Source organism: Kitasatospora sp. NPDC053308 (assembly GCF_055585785.1).
The window spans coordinates 377022-393628 of record NZ_JBVJJY010000001.1 but is presented as its reverse complement, the minus strand read 5'-3'; the positions used below and the strand labels follow the sequence as shown (position 1 = coordinate 393628).

Genomic DNA, 16607 nt, shown 5'->3' with positions numbered 1-16607 from the left:
TGGTGGTGGGTAGGGACCGGGCGCGGTCGGGTCGGTAGGCTCCGTGGCATGGAGCATGAGGTTGTCGTCCCGATGTCCGCCGAGCTGGTGCGGCAGGCCTTGCAGGATCCGGCGCTGCTGGCGCGGAGTGTGCCGGGACTGAGCACCGAGCCGGCCGCCGTCGGGGGCGGGTCGGCCGAGGAGATCGGCGGGCGGCTGAAGCTGCGCATCGGCGGCTCCACGATCACCTACAAGGGCGTGCTGTCGCTGATCGAGGGCCGTAAGGGCGTGCTGACCGTGCTCGCCGAGGGCCAGGAGGCGCGGGGCAGCGGGGAGGCGACCGCCACCGTCCGGGTGAGCGTCGCCGACGGCGCCGAGGACGGCTCCGCCGTGATCCGCTTCACCGGTGACCTGAGCGCCACCGGTCGGCTGACCGAGTTCGACGAGGAGACCCTCGACGCCACCGGCCGCCGGCTGCTGGACAGGTTCGCCACCGCCCTGGTCGCCCCCGAGGGCGAGCAGCAGGACGAGCAGGACGACGAGCAGGACCAGGACGCCGGGGCGGCGACCGCCGGGGTCGTCTTCATCGAGGACCGCCAGGACCAGCCCGGCGACGACCTGGACGACGACCTCTCCGACCTGATCGCCTTCTCCGACGCCGACGCCGAGCGCTTCGGCCTCCCCATCGGCTCCGCCGCCGATGACGCCGATGACGCCGATGTCGAGGACGACCTGGACGAGACGGACGAGACGGACGACGAGGACGACCGGAACGGGTCCGGGGGCGGGGACCGGGACGCCGTCGAGGCGGCGGACGACGTCGAGGACGGCTCCGCCGGGCGGGACGCCGTCGCCGAGGAGGTCCCCGTCGAGCCGCTGTTCGCGTACGAGGACGAGCCGGTGCTCTCCGGCCCGGTGCGCCGCAGCATCGTCGGCCGGTCCGCCGAGGAGGTGGACCACGCCCCGCCGCGCGGGCCGTACGCCCCGGCGCTGCCGGCCCGTAGCGCGCGGGCCCGGGCGGCGTCCCGCTGGGGTGGCGAGGCCGGCGGGATCGTGGTGCCGGGCACCGGCGGCCGCAGCGCGGTGCCGTGGGTGATCGGCGGCTCGGTGGCGCTGCTGGGCGGTGCCGTGGTGCTGGTCAGGGCCCTTCGGCGGCGGTAGCGGAGAGCGTCGCGGGCGCTGCCGGGCGGGCGGCGGGCCGAGCACAGGGCCTAGACTGAACGCTCATGAGCAACGACCGCGACGCCCTGCTGGCGCAGATCAAGGACAAGGCCGTCGTGCACGGCAAGGTCACCCTCTCCTCCGGCAAGGAGGCCGACTACTACGTCGACCTGCGCCGGATCACGCTGGACGGCGAGGCCGCCCCGCTGGTCGGCCGGGTGATGCTGGACGCGACCTCGCACCTGGAGTACGACGCCGTCGGCGGTCTCACCCTGGGCGCCGACCCGGTGGCCACCTCGATGCTGCACGCCGCCGCCGCGCGCGGGCGGCGGCTGGACGCCTTCGTGGTCCGCAAGACCGGCAAGGCGCACGGTCTGCAGCGCCGGATCGAGGGCCCGGACGTGAAGGGCCGGCGGGTGCTGGCGGTCGAGGACACCTCCACCACCGGCGGCTCGGTGCTGCAGGCGGTCGAGGCGCTGCGCGAGGCGGGCGCCGACGTGGTGGGCGTCGCGGTGATCGTGGAGCGCGGCGGCGCGGGTGCCGTCGCGGAGCAGGGCCTGGAGTACGTGACCGCGTACACCCTGGACGACCTGGGTCTCTGACCCGCCCGGTGGACGACGGAGGGCCGGGTCCGTTTCACGTGAAACACGTGGAACGGGCCCGGCCCTCCGGTGCGTGCGGGGTCAGCCGCGCCGGTGCCGACCGCCACCGGCCTGCGCCGGGGCCTCGTCGACGCCCTCGGCGCCGCCCGCCTTCTTCTTCCTGCGCTCGCGCAGGACCTCGACCAGGATCGGCGAGAGCGACAGCAGCACGATCAGCAGCACCGCCGGGATCAGGTACTTGTCGATCACCGGGGCCAGCGCGTCGCCGAAGAAGTAGCCGATCAGCAGCATGGACTCGGTCCAGAGCACACCGCCGACGACGTTCCACAGGAAGAACGTCCTGGCGGGCATCTCCAGGGTGCCGGCGACCGGGTTGAGGAAGGTCCGGATGATCGGCATGAAGCGGGCCAGCACCACGGCCTTGCCGGAGCCGAACTTGTTGAAGTACTCCTCCGCCTTCACCACGTACTCGCGGCGGAAGATCTTCGATTCGGGCTTGTCGAACATCTTCGGCCCGACCTTGGCCCCGATCAGGTGCCCCAGCTGGGCGCCGGCGATCGCCGCGATCGGGCAGCCGACGAGCAGGACCGCGATCGGCAGCCTGGCGCCGTCACCGAGCACCGACGAGGCGGCGCTCGAGGCGGCGACGCCCGCGAGGATCAGCAGCGAGTCGCCCGGGAAGAAGAAGCCGACCAGCAGGCCGGTCTCCGCGAAGATGATCGCGATCAGCCCGATGGCGCCGAGGGACGAGATCAGGGATTTGGCGTCGAGCAGGTTGACGGCCAGCTGGTTGTAGTCCACGGGCGCAGGATAGCGGGCGTACCTTGCGACCGGTCGGGCGCACGGTGGCCGCGGGCCCCCCGTACCCGGCCCGGGGGCCCGCGCCCGCGCCGCGGCAGGGCCGGGTGCCCGGGCCGCGGCAAGGCCGGGTGGCCGCGCCGCGGCAGGGCCGCCCCACCCGCCCCACCGGCCCCGGGCCGCGGCGTTTCGACTGGCGGGCTCCTGCTGACCTGCGGGCACGAGTCTGGGAAGATGTCCGAGGCGTCCCGGTCCGCGGCGGCTCCACCACCCTCGTGGCCGTACCGCGGAGGTCGCCTCGATACCTTGGTGCCGGAGAGCCACCTCGCAACGCCGCGCGTCGGCGGGCCGGCACGGAGTCGTCAAGAAGGCGTACACAGCGTCGGACAGCACCGTCCGTACGCCGCAACCCGACAGGAGCGGATCGCATGCCCATCGCAACTCCCGAGGTCTACAACGAGATGCTGGACCGGGCCAAGGCGGGCAAGTTCGCCTACCCGGCCATCAACGTCACCTCGTCGCAGACCCTGCACGCCGCGCTGCGCGGTTTCGCCGAGGCCGAGAGCGACGGCATCATCCAGATCTCGACCGGCGGCGCGGAGTTCCTGGGCGGCCAGCACAACAAGGACATGGTGACCGGCGCCGTCGCGCTGGCCGAGTTCGCCCACATCGTCGCCGCCAAGTACGACATCACCGTCGCGCTGCACACCGACCACTGCCCGAAGGACAAGCTGGACGGCTACGTCCGCCCGCTGCTGGCGATCTCCGCCGAGCGCGTGGCCAAGGGCGAGAACCCGCTGTTCCAGTCGCACATGTGGGACGGCTCCGCCGAGACCCTCGCCGACAACCTGGCCATCGCCCAGGAGCTGCTGGCCCAGGCCGCCGCCGCCAAGATCATCCTCGAGGTCGAGATCACCCCGACCGGTGGCGAGGAGGACGGCGTCTCCCACGAGATCAACGACGAGCTGTACACCACCGTCAACGACGCCGTCCGCACCGCCGAGGCGCTGGGCCTGGGCGAGAACGGCCGCTACCTGCTGGCCGCCTCGTTCGGCAACGTGCACGGCGTGTACAAGCCGGGCAACGTCGTGCTGAAGCCGGAGCTGCTGCGCGAGCTGCAGGACGCGATCGGCAAGCAGTACGGCAAGACCGACCCGTTCGACTTCGTCTTCCACGGCGGCTCGGGCTCCACCGCCGAGGAGATCGCCACCGCGCTGGAGAACGGCGTCGTGAAGATGAACCTGGACACCGACACCCAGTACGCCTTCACCCGCCCGGTCGCCGGCCACATGTTCGCCAACTACGACGGCGTGCTGAAGGTCGACGGCGAGGTCGGCAAGAAGAACACCTACGACCCCCGCACCTGGGGCAAGCTGGCCGAGGCCGGCATGGCCGCCCGCGTGGTCGAGGCCGCCGAGCAGCTGCGTTCGGCCGGCAAGCGCCTGAAGTGAGCCCGGCGGTCGCGTCGAGCGACCGCGACGGCCGTACGGGACGGGGGTGCCCCCGGCGGAGGACCGCCGGGGGCACCCGCACGTCCGGGGGTTGCTACTGCTTGAGCTCCGCGTACGCCTCCGCGCTGCTGTCCTTCAGGAACTGCCAGCAGCGGGCCTCCTCCTCGGTCTCCTTGATCGCGCCGGCCGCCCGCGCGAGCGCGGCCAGGCAGCGCAGGAACCCGCGGTTGCCGCGGTGCTCCCACGGCACCGGGCCGTGGCCCTTCCAGCCGTTGCGCCGCAGCGCGTCCAGGCCCCGGTGGTAGCCGGTGCGGGCGTAGGCGTACGACTCGACGTACCGGCCGGCCGCGTAGGCGTCGTCGGCGAGCATGGCCCAGGCGAGGCAGAAGGCCGGGAAGTCGGCCGCCACCTGGGTCGGTGAGGCCGACTCCTCCGCCAGCATCCGGTAGGGCCGCTCCTCCTCAGGCAGGAGGGTCGGTTCGGGACCGTCGAGAAGATTCCTGTGAATCGCCATGCCCTGAAGTCTGCCACCCGAGGCGCGGGGGTCAACCGCCGCATCGCGCGGGTGCCCGGCGCGGAGGGTCGACGGCCGCCACGCGATCTGCATACCGGGTACATGGACATTCACCCGTTCGCCATGTCATGGTGACGCTCGTGCCCGAATCCCGACCCGCCTGTAGGCGAGCCGCCCCGAACCGCAAGGGCGGCCGGAGACGCCGCCGGCCACGTCGGAGAGTCGGCCCTGGCATGCTCACGGCGCTGGTGCTGTCCGTCCTGGTGCTGGGCGCCTCGGTGCTCCTGCTGAACCGGCCCTCCGGCACGCCGACGGCCACTCCCGCCACCCAGGCCCGGGCCATCCCGCCCGCGGAGGCGGCACCCGCGTCGGCACCGACGCCCACGCCGACCGCCGCCCCCGCTCCGACGCCGACGCCGACCCCGACGCCCACCCCCACCGAGCCGGACGCCGGCCCCACCAAGGGCGCGGGCACCTTCACCATCGCCCCGGCCACCGCCAAGCCGGTCGGCCGCGGCAACGTGCGCCGCTACCGGGTCGAGGTCGAGGACGGCATCGGCATCGACGCCTCGGCCGCCGCCGCCCAGATCCACGGCATCCTCGGCGACCCGCGCGGCTGGACCACCGACCAGAAGGACGGCTTCCAACTCGTCGCGAGCGGCCCGTACAACTTCACCGTGAAGATCGCCTCGCCCGCCACCGTGGACCGGATCTGCGGCGCCTCCGGCCTGGACACCCACGGCGAGGTCAACTGCAACGTCGGCGACCAGGTGCTGGTCAACTCCAAGCGCTGGAACACTGGTTCACCGCAGTTCAGCGGGCCGATCGAGGACTACCGGGCACTGATCGTCAACCACGAGGTCGGCCACCGGATCGGCCACGGCCACGAGACCTGCCCCGGGCCGGGCAAGCCCGCGCCCGCGATGATGCAGCAGATCTACGGCCTCAAGGGCTGCACCCCCAACGCCTGGCCGTACTCGGCGGACGGGACGTACCTGAGCGGGCCGTCGGTGCCCTGACACCCCGGCGGTGCCGCAACCCGCCGGTGCCAGGACCCCAGGGGTGCCGTGAACCCGCCAGTGCCGTGAACCCGCCAGTGCCGCGAAGCCGCCAGTGCCGTGAATCCGCCGGTGCCGCGAAGCCCCGTAGTGCCCGCACCGCGCGGTCCCGGCGGCGCGGAGCCGAGCGCAGGCCGACCCCGCTCTCGTCAGCCCAGCACCGGCAAGTACCCGCTCAGGTCGCTGCGTTCACCCGAGGCCGACAGCGCGGCGGCGTCCACCGCGGCGGCCCACGTGGTGCGGCCGGTGGCGAGCCGGATCCAGGTCAGCGGGTCGGTCTCGACCACGTTGGGCGGGGTGCCGCGGGTGTGCCGCGGGCCCTCGACGGCCTGCACCACGGCGTACGGCGGGATCCGCAGCTCGACCGCCCCGCCCGGGGCGCGGTCGGCAAAGGCGTCGGCCAGCATCCGGGAGACGGCGGCGAGGGCCTGCCGGTCGTGCGGGAAGGCGTCCAGGCCGAGGGAGTCGGCCAGGTCGTCGGCGTGCACGACGGTCTCCACCAGGCGGGTCACCAGCATGTCGGCGAGCGTCATCGAGCCGAGGCGGATCTCGAACCGCCGTGTCGGGTCGGCCGCTTCGGGTCTTTCCAGCAGTCCGGTCAGCGCGTCCGCGGCGCGCCCGAAGGCCGCGGCCACCGAGGACGGGTCCCCGCCGAAGTCCGCCGCGGCCCGCTCCCTGGCCTGCTCGTCCAGCACGGCCGCGACGGTGCCGACCCCCGCCGCCCACCCCGACAGGTCCAGGGACGGCCTGCCCTGGAGCGGATCGTCCAGGTGCGCCGGTACGAAGTCGAGTTGGACGGCGAGGTGCGCCAGAAGGTCCCGGACCGTCCACTCCCCCAGCCTGGTCGGCAGGTCCAGCTGCTCCGCGGTGAGGCCGTCCACGGCCGAGCGCAGCGCCCCGGTCTGTGCGGCCAGTGCGGCGCGGACCTTCTGCGGCTGGTACGTACGGGACTTGGCAGGCATGGGCCCCAAGATACGCCGAGGGGTGGTCGGCTCCACGGAGCCGACCACCCCTCAGGACGGGTGCGTCAGGCCAGCAGGGCCTCGATGACGCCGGTGTGGGCGTCCTTCAGCTCGGCCAGCGTCACGCTGAACTGCCCCTGGACATCGATGCTGTCGCCGTCCACGACACCGATCCGGGTGGCCGGCAGGCCACGCGCGGTGCACATGTCGTTGAACCGGAGCTCCTCGCTGCGCGGCACCGCCACGACGGCGCGGCCGGCCGACTCGGAGAACAGCAGGACGAACGGGTCCATGCCCTCGGGCACGACGATCCGCGCGCCGTGGCCGCCCTTGAGGCAGCTCTCCACGAGCGCCTGGCCGAGGCCGCCGTCGGACAGGTCGTGCGCGGCGTCGATCATGCCGTCGCGCGAGGCGGAGATCAGGATCTCGCCGAGCAGCCGCTCGCGCTCCAGGTCGACCTTGGGCGGCAGACCGCCGAGGTGGTCGTGGACCGCCTGGGACCAGGCCGAGCCGCCGAGCTCGTCCGCCGTGTCGCCGAGCAGGTAGAGCAGCTGCCCCTCCTCGGCGAAGGCGACCGGGGTGCGCCGGGTGACGTCGTCGATGACGCCGAGCACCGCGACCACCGGGGTCGGGTGGATGGCGACGTCGCCGGTCTGGTTGTACAGCGAGACGTTGCCGCCGGTGACCGGGGTGCCGAGCACCAGGCAGGCGTCGGCCAGGCCGCGGGTCGCCTCGGCGAACTGCCACATCACGTCCGGGTCCTCGGGGGAGCCGAAGTTGAGGCAGTCGGAGACGGCCAGCGGCTTGGCGCCGCCGGCCGCGACGTTGCGGTACGCCTCGGCCAGGGCCAGCTGGGCGCCGGTGTACGGGTCCAGCTTGGCGAAGCGGCCGTTGCCGTCGGTGGCGACCGAGACGCCGAGGTTGGTCTCGTCGTCGATCCGGATCATGCCCGAGTCCTCGCCGTGCGAGAGCACGGTGTTGCCGAGCACGTAGCGGTCGTACTGGTCGGTGATCCAGGACTTGGAGGCCTGGTTCGGGTGGCTCACGACCTTCAGCAGGTCGGCCTTGAGGCCCTCGCCGGTGGTCGGGCGGGCCAGCCGCTCGGCGGTCGGGGCGTCGGCCTGCAGCGCGTCCTGCCAGCTCGGGCGGGCGTACGGGCGCTGGTAGGTCGGGCCCTCGTGGGCGACGGTGCGCGGCGGGACGTCCACCACGAGCTCGCCGTGCCAGTAGATCTCCAGGCGCTCGCCGTCGGTCACCTCACCGATGACGTTGGCGATGACGTCCCACTTCTCGCAGATCTCCAGGAAGCGGTCGACCTTGTCGGGCTCCACGATCGCGCACATGCGCTCCTGCGACTCGCTCATGAGGATCTCCTCGGGCGAGAGCGTGTGGTCGCGCAGGTGCACGGTGTCGAGCTCGATCCGCATGCCGCCGGAGCCGGCCGAGGCCAGCTCGCTGGTGGCGCAGGACAGACCGGCGCCGCCGAGGTCCTGGATGCCCTTGACGAGCTTCTCGCGGAAGATCTCCAGGGTGCACTCGATCAGGAGCTTCTCCTGGAACGGGTCGCCGACCTGGACCGCTGGGCGCTTGGCCGGCTTGGTGTCGTCGAAGGTCTCGGAGGCCAGCACCGAGACGCCGCCGATGCCGTCGCCACCGGTGCGGGCGCCGTACAGGATGACCTTGTTGCCGGCACCGGAGGCCTGCGCGAGGTGGATGTCCTCGTGCTTCATGACGCCCACGCAGAGCGCGTTGACCAGCGGGTTGCCCTGGTAGCAGGAGTCGAAGACGACCTCCCCGCCGATGTTCGGCAGGCCCAGGCAGTTGCCGTAGCCGCCGATGCCCGCGACGATCCCGGGCAGCACGCGGCGGGTGTCCGGGTGGTCGGCCGCACCGAAGCGCAGCGGGTCCATCACGGCGACCGGGCGGGCGCCCATGGCGAGGATGTCGCGCACGATGCCGCCGATGCCGGTGGCCGCGCCCTGGTAGGGCTCGATGTACGACGGGTGGTTGTGCGACTCGACCTTGAAGGTGACCGCGTAGCCCTGGCCGACGTCGACCACACCGGCGTTCTCGCCGATGCCGACGAGCATCGCGTCCGAATCGGGCTTCTTCTCGCCGAACTGCTTCAGGTGGACCTTGCTGCTCTTGTACGAACAGTGCTCCGACCACATGACGGAGTACATCGCGAGCTCGGCGCCGGTGGGGCGGCGGCCGAGGATCTCCCGGATGCGCGCGTACTCGTCCTCCTTGAGACCGAGTTCGGCCCAGGGCTGGGCGGCGTCCGGGGTCTGCTCGGCGTTCTTGACGGTGTCGAGGCTCATCAGGCGTTCACCAGCTGCTTCAGGACGGAAGTGAAGAAGCCCAGGCCCTCGGTGGTCGGACCGGTGAGCGGCTCCACGGCGTGCTCCGGGTGCGGCATCAGGCCGACGACGTTGCCGGCGGCGTTGGTGATGCCGGCGATGTCGCGGTACGAACCGTTCGGGTTGACGTCCAGGTAACGGGCGACCACCCGGCCCTCCGCCTCCAGCTCGTCCAGGACGTGCTCGTCGGCGACGAAGCGGCCCTCGCCGTTCTTCAGCGGCACGACGATTTCCTGGCCGGCCGCGTAATCCCGGGTCCAGGCGGTGCCGGCGTTCTCGATGCGCAGCTTCTGGTCGCGGCAGATGAAGTGCAGCGAGTCGTTGCGGGTGAGCGCACCGGGCAGCAGGTGGGATTCGCAGAGCACCTGGAAGCCGTTGCAGATACCGAGGACCGGCATTCCGAGCTTCGCCTGCTCGATGACCGTCTCCATCACCGGGGAGAAGCGGGAGATCGCACCGCAGCGCAGATAGTCGCCGTAACTGAATCCGCCCGGCAGGACGACGGCGTCGACCTGGTGGAGATCCTTGTCACGGTGCCAGAGGGCGACCGGCTCGGCGCCGGCGAGGCGGACCGCCCGCTGGGCGTCGCGGTCGTCGAGCGAGCCGGGGAAAGTGACGACGCCTACGCGGGTGGTCACTTGCCCTCCTCCTCGACCCGGACGGTGAAGTCCTCGATCACGGTGTTGGCGAGAAAGGTCTCGGCGGCTTCGCGGATACGGGCGAGCGCCGCGTCGTCGACCGGGCCCTCCACATCCAGCTCGAAACGCTTGCCCTGGCGGACGTCGGCGATCCCGGTGAATCCGAGACGGGGCAGTGCGCGCTGCACCGCCTGTCCCTGGGGGTCGAGGATCTCCGGCTTGAGCATGACGTCGACTACGACGCGTGCCACTGGCACTCCCGGTGGTGTCTTCGGTGAGGCGGGGGAACTCCAGACTACCGGTGGTTTCGGGCAGGATTGCTGGCCGGGGATAGCGACGCGCGTAGACCCGGGACCCTTACGCCGCAAGGGATCCGGGCCCCCGAGCCCCCGCCCCCAGCGGCCGGTTTCCACGGATTCGGCACCCCGAACGACACCCCCGGAGAACACCCGAATACGGCACTTGGGGACAGAACCGCCCGTCCCGCACATCGGTATCCGGCAGTCCCGCGAAGACACGTGAATATCCGGAAAAGAATGCCGGACTCTTCGATTTCGACCCCCTTCGGGTGCAGAATAGGGCCACCTGTCGCGACAAGTGCTGCGTATCAGGCGGGCCACCGGGCCTGCCCGTATGCGCTTGCGCGAGTTGGTGCACATCAGGCCCCGGGGCGTACCCCGCGGACCGGTGGCCGAATTGCCGAGAGGATTGACGCCCATGGCTCAGCGTGTAGTTGTCACGCTCTCCGACGACCTGGACGGCGGCGCCGCCGCGGAAACCGTCCACTTCGGCGTCGACGGGAAGTCGTACGAGATCGACCTGTCCGTGGACAACGCGGAAAAGCTGCGCGAGGCCCTCGCCCCGTTCGTCGCCGCCGGCCGTCGCCAGAGCCGCACCGGAAAGTCCTTCCGCCGCACCGCGCTCACCCCCGACCCCGCCGCCGTCCGCGCCTGGGCACTGTCCCGCGGCATGGAACTGCCGGCCCGCGGCCGCATCCCCAAGCACGTGTACGAGGCGTTCGCCGAGGCGAACTGACCCGCCCGGGGCGCCGCCCGAGGTCGCCCCGCCCACCCTGGACCGAAAGGGTGGGGCGACCACCCCGAACGATGCTGTAGAGTATTCCTCGTCGCCGCAACGGAGAGATCCGAAGAGGCGGCGGGTGCCCCACCGGGCACCACGCGGACGTGGCTCAGTTGGTAGAGCATCACCTTGCCAAGGTGAGGGTCGCGAGTTCGAATCTCGTCGTCCGCTCGCAGTGCGCGAGCACAGCACAACTCAATAGTTTGACCTGCGGACGTGGCTCAGTTGGTAGAGCATCACCTTGCCAAGGTGAGGGTCGCGAGTTCGAATCTCGTCGTCCGCTCAGAAAGAAGGGCTCCCTCGATCGAGGGGGCCCTTCGGCATTCCCGACCGTCGTCCGTGACATTTGTCACCGCCGACCCGTGGATCCCCACCGCGAGGTCATGACGGCGCGCACTGCCCGCGCGCTCCCGGCGGCGGAAGGCTGGGGGCATGGAAACGAGCCGCCCCTCCGGGCCCAGCGACAGCGTGATCGAGGTCACCGACCTGCACCGCCACTACGGCACCGGGAGCACCGGCTTCCACGCCGTCCGCGGCGTCCACCTGACCGTCGGCCGCGGCGAGCTGTTCGCCCTGCTCGGCACCAACGGGGCCGGCAAGACCTCCACCATGGAGCTCATCGAGGGCCTGGCCGCCCCCAGCGGCGGCACCGTCCGGGTGCTCGGCCACGACCCCCCACCTGGAGCGCGCCGCCGTCCGGCCGAGGATCGGCATCATGCTCCAGGAGGGCGGCTTCTCCGGGGACCTCACCGCCGCCGAGACCGGCCGCGTCTGGTCCGGGCTGACCAGCGGCGCGCGCCCGGTCGAGGAGGCGCTGGAGCTGGTCGGCCTCGGCCACCGCCGGGGCGTCCGGGTCAAGCAGCTGTCCGGCGGCGAACGGCGCCGGCTCGACCTCGCGATGGCCCTGCTCGGCCGCCCCGAGGTGCTGTTCCTGGACGAGCCCAGCACCGGCCTCGACCCCGAGGCGCGGGCCGCCGTCTGGCGGCTGGTCCGCGAGCTGCGCGCCCAGGGCACCACCGTGCTGCTCACCACGCACTACCTGGAGGAGGCCGAGGAGCTGGCCGACCGGCTGGCCATCATGCACGGCGGGCAGGTCGTCACCACCGGCACCGTCGCCGAGGTGATCGCCGGACGGCCGCCCCGGCTACCTGAAGCGGGCGCTGGAGGTCGGGGTCCGCGGCTTCCTGCCGAAGACCGTCTCGGCCGCCGACCTGGCGGGCATCATCCGCACCGTGCGCTCCGGCGGCCGGTACGTGGACCCGGAGCTGGCGGCGGACGCGATCAGCACCGGGGAGACCCCGCTGACGCCGCGCGAGACGGACGTCCTGGAGCTGGCCGCCGACGGCACCTCGATCGCCGAGATCGCCGAGCGGGCCTCGCTCTCCCAGGGCACCGTCCGCAACTACCTGTCCTCGGCGGTCGGCAAGCTGGGCGCGGAGAACCGGCACGCGGCGGTGCGGATCGCCCGCGAGCACGGCTGGATCTGAGCCCGGCCGCCGCCCGCGGGCGCTCCGGACGGCTCAGGCCCAGGTGGTGCCGGTCAGCCGCTCGTACACCTCGATGTACTTGGCGCGGGTCCGCTCGACCACCTCGGCGGGCAGCGCCGGCGGCGGCTGCTCGCTGTAGCGGTCCCAGCCGGAGGCCGGGGAGACCAGCCAGTCGCGGATCAGCTGCTTGTCGAAGGAGGCCTGGGAGCGGCCGGGCTCGTAGTCGTCGGCCGGCCAGTAGCGGGAGGAGTCCGGGGTGAGCACCTCGTCGCCGATCACCAGCTCGCCGTCCAGCAGGCCGAACTCGAACTTGGTGTCGGCCAGGATGATGCCGCGCTCCCGGGCGATGTCCCGGGCCCGGGCGTAGACGTCCAGCGTGGTGCGGCGCAGCCGGCTCGCCAGCTCGGCGCCGATCCGGCGGGCGGTCTCCTCGTAGGGCACGTTCTCGTCGTGCTCGCCGACCTCGGCCTTGAGCGCCGGGGTGTAGATCGGGGCGGGCAGCTCGGAGCTGTTCTCCAGGCCCTCCGGCAGCGCGATGCCGCAGACCGTGCGGCTCTCCTCGTACTCGGTCAGGCCGGAGCCGGCCAGGTAGCCGCGGGCGACCGCCTCGACCGGGATCATCTCCAGGCTCCGGCAGACCAGCGTGCGGCCCTTCCAGTCGGCGGGGGCGCCGGCCGGGACCTCGGTGGAGATCACGTGGTTGGGGACGATGTCGGCGATCCGCTCGAACCACCACAGCGAGAGCTGGGTGAGGATGCGGCCCTTGTCGGGGATCTCGTTCGGCAGCACCCAGTCGTGGGCGGACGTCCGGTCACTGGCCACCATGACCAGTTCACCCGACTCGGTGCGGTAGAGGTCGCGCACCTTGCCGGTGTGCAGGTGGACCAGGCCGGGTACCTGGACCGGCTCGGGCTTGGTGACAAATCCGCTCAAGGTGTCTCAGTCCTCAGGGGTCGTTCGCGGGCGTGGGGCACTGCGAAAGGGGAGGTCACTGCCCCCGCAGTCTTTCACGCCCGCCGAAGGGCGGACTTTCCGGTGGACCTCAGTTCTTGCAGAGCCGGTCCAGCAGGTTGGCGGTGGCCCGCTGGATCCGCTCGTCGGTCAGCCCGGGGCGCCCCAGCGCGGGCGACCAGGCGAAGGTGCCGGCCGCGAAGACGTACGCGCCGCTGGGCGCCCGGTACAGCGAGGTCTCCTGGTAGCGGGTGCGGCCCGCCAGGTCCCGGTACGGGGAGTGCGCCAGCAGCACCCGCTCGGTGTGCTCGGGCAGCGCCACCTTGGGGTAGTAGCGGTCGGCCTCGCCGGCCACCAGGCCGGGCAGTTCGTCGCCCTCCCGCAGCCCGGTGCCGTCCCAGAGCCAGTGCGCGGTGTGCCGGGCGACCAGCGGGACGGGCGCGGCGACCCGGCCCGAGTACTGCACCCCGAGCAGGTGCTGCTCGGGCTCGCCCGCGTCCCGCCACAGCGCGCTGGAGGCGCCGGGCACCCCGGCCGCCGGGCTGCCGGGCCGGACCTTCTGCCGCTTGCGGCAGTTGAGCAGCCGGTTGGGCTCGCCGGAGGCGGCCGCGGTCAGCTCGACCCGCCAGTACATGGTGTTGGCGGAGAGGAACACCAGGGAGGTGCCGCCGTCCCTGGCCCGCTCGGCGGCCCGGCGCATCGGCGCGGACCAGTACTCGTCGTGGCCGGGGAAGACCAGCGCCCGGTGCCGGGACGGGTCGACCAGCCCGGCGTGCAGGTCGGTGGCGGTGGCGTAGGACAGGTCGTAGCCGTAGCGCTCGGCCCAGCGGATGAAGTCGTACGCGTGGCCGACGTGCAGCGGCAGCCCGGCGGTGGCGTGCGGGCGGTCGAAGGAGACCGTGACGGCCGCCTCCGGCTCGCCGACCAGGCCGCCCCGGCCGTCCCAGGCGTGGTAGAGGCTGGCGCCGGTTCGGCCGTCCTCGGGGAACAGGTTGTACGCCTGCCAGGTCACGTCGGGGAGCACCAGGAGCAGCTCGGCGGTGTGCCCCTGGTCCTCGAAGTCCCTGACGGTGAAAGGGATGTGACTGCGGTGCAGCATGTCGGCGGTGGTCAGCACGGCGACGTACGAGCCGGGCTTCCAGTGCACCGGGACCTGCAGCCGCCAGGAGTGCCACCAGTGGTGGCAGGAGACCGTCCGGTCGGCCACCATCGGGGCGGGCTGGACGAGGCCGGCGATCAGCGGGCTGGAGGTCATGTGGCGGGCGCCGTCGCCGCCGTAGTGGCCGATCCGGTAGACGTCCACGGTGAACTCGCGGGGCGGGTTGACGGTGACCCGGAGGTCGACCGAGCCGCCGGGGCGGATCACTCCGGCCGAGGCGAAGCCCTTGATCTGCTGGTCCACGTCGTTGGCGCTCTGCGGGGTGCCGACCGGGGGTTTGGGCCGGGCGCCGGCGGTCAGCGGCTGCTGACCGGGCGCGTCCACCGAGACGTACCAGGGGACGGCGCCCTCCGCCCCGGCGAGGTACTGGTCCGGGCTGCGCAGCCAGGGCAGCGGGCCCTGGCCGAAGGGGTCGGAGACGCTGTACGCGTGCGTTCCGGACTCCCAGCGGCGGTTGAGTTCGGTGCCCACGCGCCCCTCCCAGTGCACTTCCGTGACTCCTCGCTCGACCGAGGCCCCGGTTGGCACGTGCCCCCCGGATGTGCGTGCCGTCCAATACACCACAGAGTGCTGGCACTCCGTCACCCTCCGGTGCCGATTGGTGCCGCGATTCTCGCGGCCGCTCCGGCGGGGGGCTCCGGCCTGCGGAGACGACCGGCGGCCGACCGGTCCGGGGGCGCGTGCGGCGGCGCCGAGCGCCGTCCCGTCCGTCACAGCCGTACGGGTTTCTCCAGCCGGACGTCGGCGGCGTCCAGCCAGGCGCGCAGCGGGCCGTCCTGGCCCTGCTCGACGGCCTGGGCGACCGGTCCGGCGAGGTCGGTGCGGCGGACCCCGCCGAGCTGCAGCACCGGGCCGTCCAGCCAGTCCAGGCCGGGCGCGCCGCCGGCGGTGTCCACGGCCGCGCAGCAGACCATCGCGGTGACGTGGTCGACCAGCAGGTCACGGCCGCTGCGGTCGGGTTCGAGCAGCGGGGCAGGGGCGGTGGTGCGGGCCAGCTGGGCGGCGAGGGCGGCGGCCAGCCGCTCGCCGTCGCCCTCGGCGAGCCGGACCAGCAGCCGGGTGAGGGTCGGGGAGCCGGGGCGGGACTGCGGGGCGAGCCGGTCCAGGGCGGACTGCAGGGCGGTGGCGCCCGCCCGCCAGCCGGCGTCCACCACCTCGGCCGGGTAGTCGGCCCACTCCAGCTCGTGCCAGGCGCCGGCCGCCGGGCGGCCGAAGAACAGCTCGGCGGCGAGCCGGGAGACCGCCCGGTCGACGGCGCCGGGCTCCTCCAGCAGGTCGCAGGCGGGGCGGTCGCCGAGCCGGCTGCCGTACCCGCCGGCCAGCCGGTCACGGCGGGACAGCTCGGTGAGCGCGGCGACCACGCCGGCGTTGAGGTGGGCGGGGTGGCGGCCGAGCCGCCAGGCGGGCAGCGCGACCCGGGTGAGCAGGCGGTCCCAGCCCGCGTAGGCCAGGCCGACCTGCTCCTGGGCGGCGATCCGCAGGCCGTAGTCGACCGCCCTGGCCTGCTCGGAGGCCCAGCTCGCCACGGAGCGCTCCAGCTCGGCGGAGTGGCCTCGGCAGGCGGTGAGCAGGCGGCGGGTGATCCGGCGGGTGACCCGGTCGGCGAGCCCGGCCGGGCCGCGCCGGGGCGGCCGGGGCGGGGCGGCCAGGGTGCCGCCGCCGAGCCCGGGGGCCGCGCCCCGACCGGAGTCCAGGCAGGCGTCCAGGCTGCGCAGGAAGCGGCGGGCGGCGGCGATCTCCGGGTCGGCGGAGGCGGCGGTGCCGGCCACCACGGGGGCGAGCAGGGCCCGCAGCTCGCCGGCCCGCATCCACCAGAGGAAGGGCGAGCCGATCACCAGCACCGGGGCGGGCGCCTCGGGGTGCGGTCGCAGCGGGCCCGGCCGGACGGCCGACGGGACGTCCTCCAGCCAGCTGTCGCAGTCCGGAGTGAGGGCGACCGCGGAGGGTGCGGGGACGTCGAGCCGGTCGGCCAGCTCGTCGATCAGCCGGTACAGCTCCGGGGCCGCGGTGCGGTCCAGCGGAACGGCGGGGGTCCGGGGCGGCTCGGCCCGGCGCAGCGCGCGGGCGGTCAGCCCGGCGACCAGCAGGGTCAGCGCGGCGACCGCGCCGACCGCCCAGCGGGCGGCGTCCCAGCCGGCCGCGTCGGCGGCGCCGGGCGCGCCGATCCGGCCGGTGAACCGGCCGGCGAGCAGGACCACCGCCACGGCGGCGGGCAGGACGGCGGCGGCCCGGGCGAGGCCTCGGACACGCAGCACCGCCTGGGCGTGAGCGCGCGCGGTGTCGACAGCGGCCATACGGTGCGGCACCCCCTTCGGAGTCCTCGGGTGCCCGGCTACGGGCCCTGAGCCGACTCGAAACGATCAGTTCCGACCGGGAAGCGGAGGCGTCCGATCCCGGTAGTGCATGC

14 protein-coding genes, 2 tRNA genes and 2 pseudogenes are annotated in these 16607 nt (G+C 73.2%); 9 read left to right on the top strand and 9 right to left on the bottom strand.

Annotation, left to right across the window (positions count from 1 at the left end; genetic code table 11):
* Positions 1-48: 48 nt before the first annotated feature.
* Positions 49-1140 (top strand): SRPBCC family protein, encoded by a 1092-nt coding sequence (locus ACZ6Y7_RS01815; RefSeq protein ID WP_465755891.1) that lies wholly within the window; start codon positions 49-51, stop codon positions 1138-1140.
* Positions 1141-1205: 65 nt separating this feature from the next.
* The gene (gene pyrE / locus ACZ6Y7_RS01810; RefSeq protein ID WP_465755890.1) at positions 1206-1742 is read left to right on the top strand and encodes an orotate phosphoribosyltransferase; all 537 of its coding nucleotides are present in this window, start codon (positions 1206-1208) and stop codon (positions 1740-1742) included.
* An 81-nt stretch (positions 1743-1823) separates the two neighbouring features.
* On the opposite strand, the gene ACZ6Y7_RS01805 is transcribed toward pyrE, so the two are convergent.
* On the bottom strand, positions 1824-2543 hold the full coding sequence (locus tag ACZ6Y7_RS01805) for a DedA family protein (protein WP_465755889.1): 720 nt from the start codon (positions 2541-2543) through the stop codon (positions 1824-1826).
* A gap of 425 nt (positions 2544-2968) precedes the next feature.
* Here ACZ6Y7_RS01805 and fbaA point away from each other — a divergent pair, with 425 nt between their 5' ends.
* On the top strand, positions 2969-3991 hold the full coding sequence (gene fbaA / locus ACZ6Y7_RS01800) for a class II fructose-bisphosphate aldolase (RefSeq protein ID WP_465755888.1): 1023 nt from the start codon (positions 2969-2971) through the stop codon (positions 3989-3991).
* A 94-nt stretch (positions 3992-4085) separates the two neighbouring features.
* Here fbaA and ACZ6Y7_RS01795 read toward each other — a convergent pair whose 3' ends face one another.
* Positions 4086-4505 carry a DUF3151 domain-containing protein gene (locus ACZ6Y7_RS01795; protein WP_465755887.1) on the bottom strand — a complete coding sequence of 140 codons (420 nt, stop codon included), beginning with the start codon at positions 4503-4505 and terminating at the stop codon, positions 4086-4088.
* Positions 4506-4738: 233 nt separating this feature from the next.
* Between ACZ6Y7_RS01795 and ACZ6Y7_RS01790 the strand changes: the two genes are divergently transcribed.
* The gene (locus tag ACZ6Y7_RS01790) at positions 4739-5524 is read left to right on the top strand and encodes a DUF3152 domain-containing protein (protein WP_465755886.1); all 786 of its coding nucleotides are present in this window, start codon (positions 4739-4741) and stop codon (positions 5522-5524) included.
* A gap of 188 nt (positions 5525-5712) precedes the next feature.
* Here the strand turns inward: ACZ6Y7_RS01790 and ACZ6Y7_RS01785 are convergent, their stop codons facing one another.
* The 4 genes from ACZ6Y7_RS01785 to purS all read right to left on the bottom strand — a co-directional run bounded on the left by ACZ6Y7_RS01785 (position 5713) and on the right by purS (position 9774).
* Entirely contained in the window at positions 5713-6525 is an 813-nt protein-coding gene (locus ACZ6Y7_RS01785) for a maleylpyruvate isomerase family mycothiol-dependent enzyme (RefSeq protein WP_465755885.1), read from the bottom strand.
* 65 nt (positions 6526-6590) lie between these two features.
* On the bottom strand, positions 6591-8846 hold the full coding sequence (gene purL, locus ACZ6Y7_RS01780; protein ID WP_465755884.1) for a phosphoribosylformylglycinamidine synthase subunit PurL: 2256 nt from the start codon (positions 8844-8846) through the stop codon (positions 6591-6593).
* Positions 8846-9523 (bottom strand): phosphoribosylformylglycinamidine synthase subunit PurQ, encoded by a 678-nt coding sequence (gene purQ / locus ACZ6Y7_RS01775; protein WP_402216189.1) that lies wholly within the window; start codon positions 9521-9523, stop codon positions 8846-8848. The genes purL and purQ overlap by 1 nt, the downstream gene beginning before the upstream one ends.
* On the bottom strand, positions 9520-9774 hold the full coding sequence (purS, locus tag ACZ6Y7_RS01770) for a phosphoribosylformylglycinamidine synthase subunit PurS (protein ID WP_049654013.1): 255 nt from the start codon (positions 9772-9774) through the stop codon (positions 9520-9522). Before purS ends, purQ begins: the two co-directional genes overlap by 4 nt.
* A 466-nt stretch (positions 9775-10240) precedes the next feature.
* Between purS and ACZ6Y7_RS01765 the strand changes: the two genes are divergently transcribed.
* The 5 genes and pseudogenes from ACZ6Y7_RS01765 to ACZ6Y7_RS01745 form a co-directional block, all read left to right on the top strand.
* Entirely contained in the window at positions 10241-10558 is a 318-nt protein-coding gene (locus tag ACZ6Y7_RS01765; RefSeq protein ID WP_030056585.1) for a histone-like nucleoid-structuring protein Lsr2, read from the top strand.
* Positions 10559-10701: 143 nt separating this feature from the next.
* Positions 10702-10774 (top strand) — tRNA-Gly (locus ACZ6Y7_RS01760).
* A gap of 39 nt (positions 10775-10813) precedes the next feature.
* Positions 10814-10886 (top strand) — tRNA-Gly (locus ACZ6Y7_RS01755).
* 149 nt (positions 10887-11035) lie between these two features.
* A pseudogene (locus ACZ6Y7_RS01750) lies at positions 11036-11750 on the top strand (ABC transporter ATP-binding protein); the annotation flags it as partial.
* Positions 11737-12090: pseudogene (locus tag ACZ6Y7_RS01745) on the top strand (response regulator transcription factor); the annotation flags it as partial. The pseudogenes ACZ6Y7_RS01750 and ACZ6Y7_RS01745, both read left to right, overlap by 14 nt.
* A 33-nt stretch (positions 12091-12123) precedes the next feature.
* On the opposite strand, the gene ACZ6Y7_RS01740 reads toward ACZ6Y7_RS01745, so the two are convergent.
* The 3 genes from ACZ6Y7_RS01740 to ACZ6Y7_RS01730 all read right to left on the bottom strand — a co-directional run bounded on the left by ACZ6Y7_RS01740 (position 12124) and on the right by ACZ6Y7_RS01730 (position 16494).
* Positions 12124-13023, bottom strand: a complete 900-nt coding sequence (locus ACZ6Y7_RS01740) for a phosphoribosylaminoimidazolesuccinocarboxamide synthase (RefSeq protein WP_465755883.1) — start codon at positions 13021-13023, stop codon at positions 12124-12126.
* Positions 13024-13132: 109 nt separating this feature from the next.
* The gene (locus ACZ6Y7_RS01735) at positions 13133-14671 is read right to left on the bottom strand and encodes a N,N-dimethylformamidase beta subunit family domain-containing protein (protein ID WP_465755882.1); all 1539 of its coding nucleotides are present in this window, start codon (positions 14669-14671) and stop codon (positions 13133-13135) included.
* 239 nt (positions 14672-14910) lie between these two features.
* Positions 14911-16494, bottom strand: a complete 1584-nt coding sequence (locus ACZ6Y7_RS01730; protein WP_465755881.1) for a hypothetical protein — start codon at positions 16492-16494, stop codon at positions 14911-14913.
* Between the last annotated feature and the right edge of the window lie 113 nt (positions 16495-16607).

What these genes read in the sequence shown, in the direction of transcription:
- ACZ6Y7_RS01815 (WP_465755891.1), top strand. Translation starts at nt 49, where the DNA reads ATGGAGCATGAGGTTGTCGTCCCGATGTCCGCCGAGCTGGTGCGGCAG.
- pyrE (WP_465755890.1), top strand. Translation starts at nt 1,206, where the DNA reads ATGAGCAACGACCGCGACGCCCTGCTGGCGCAGATCAAGGACAAGGCC.
- fbaA (WP_465755888.1), top strand. Translation starts at nt 2,969, where the DNA reads ATGCCCATCGCAACTCCCGAGGTCTACAACGAGATGCTGGACCGGGCC.
- ACZ6Y7_RS01795 (WP_465755887.1), bottom strand. Translation starts at nt 4,505, where the DNA reads ATGGCGATTCACAGGAATCTTCTCGACGGTCCCGAACCGACCCTCCTG.
- ACZ6Y7_RS01790 (WP_465755886.1), top strand. Translation starts at nt 4,739, where the DNA reads ATGCTCACGGCGCTGGTGCTGTCCGTCCTGGTGCTGGGCGCCTCGGTG.
- ACZ6Y7_RS01785 (WP_465755885.1), bottom strand. Translation starts at nt 6,525, where the DNA reads ATGCCTGCCAAGTCCCGTACGTACCAGCCGCAGAAGGTCCGCGCCGCA.
- purL (WP_465755884.1), bottom strand. Translation starts at nt 8,846, where the DNA reads ATGAGCCTCGACACCGTCAAGAACGCCGAGCAGACCCCGGACGCCGCC.
- ACZ6Y7_RS01765 (WP_030056585.1), top strand. Translation starts at nt 10,241, where the DNA reads ATGGCTCAGCGTGTAGTTGTCACGCTCTCCGACGACCTGGACGGCGGC.
- ACZ6Y7_RS01730 (WP_465755881.1), bottom strand. Translation starts at nt 16,494, where the DNA reads ATGGCCGCTGTCGACACCGCGCGCGCTCACGCCCAGGCGGTGCTGCGT.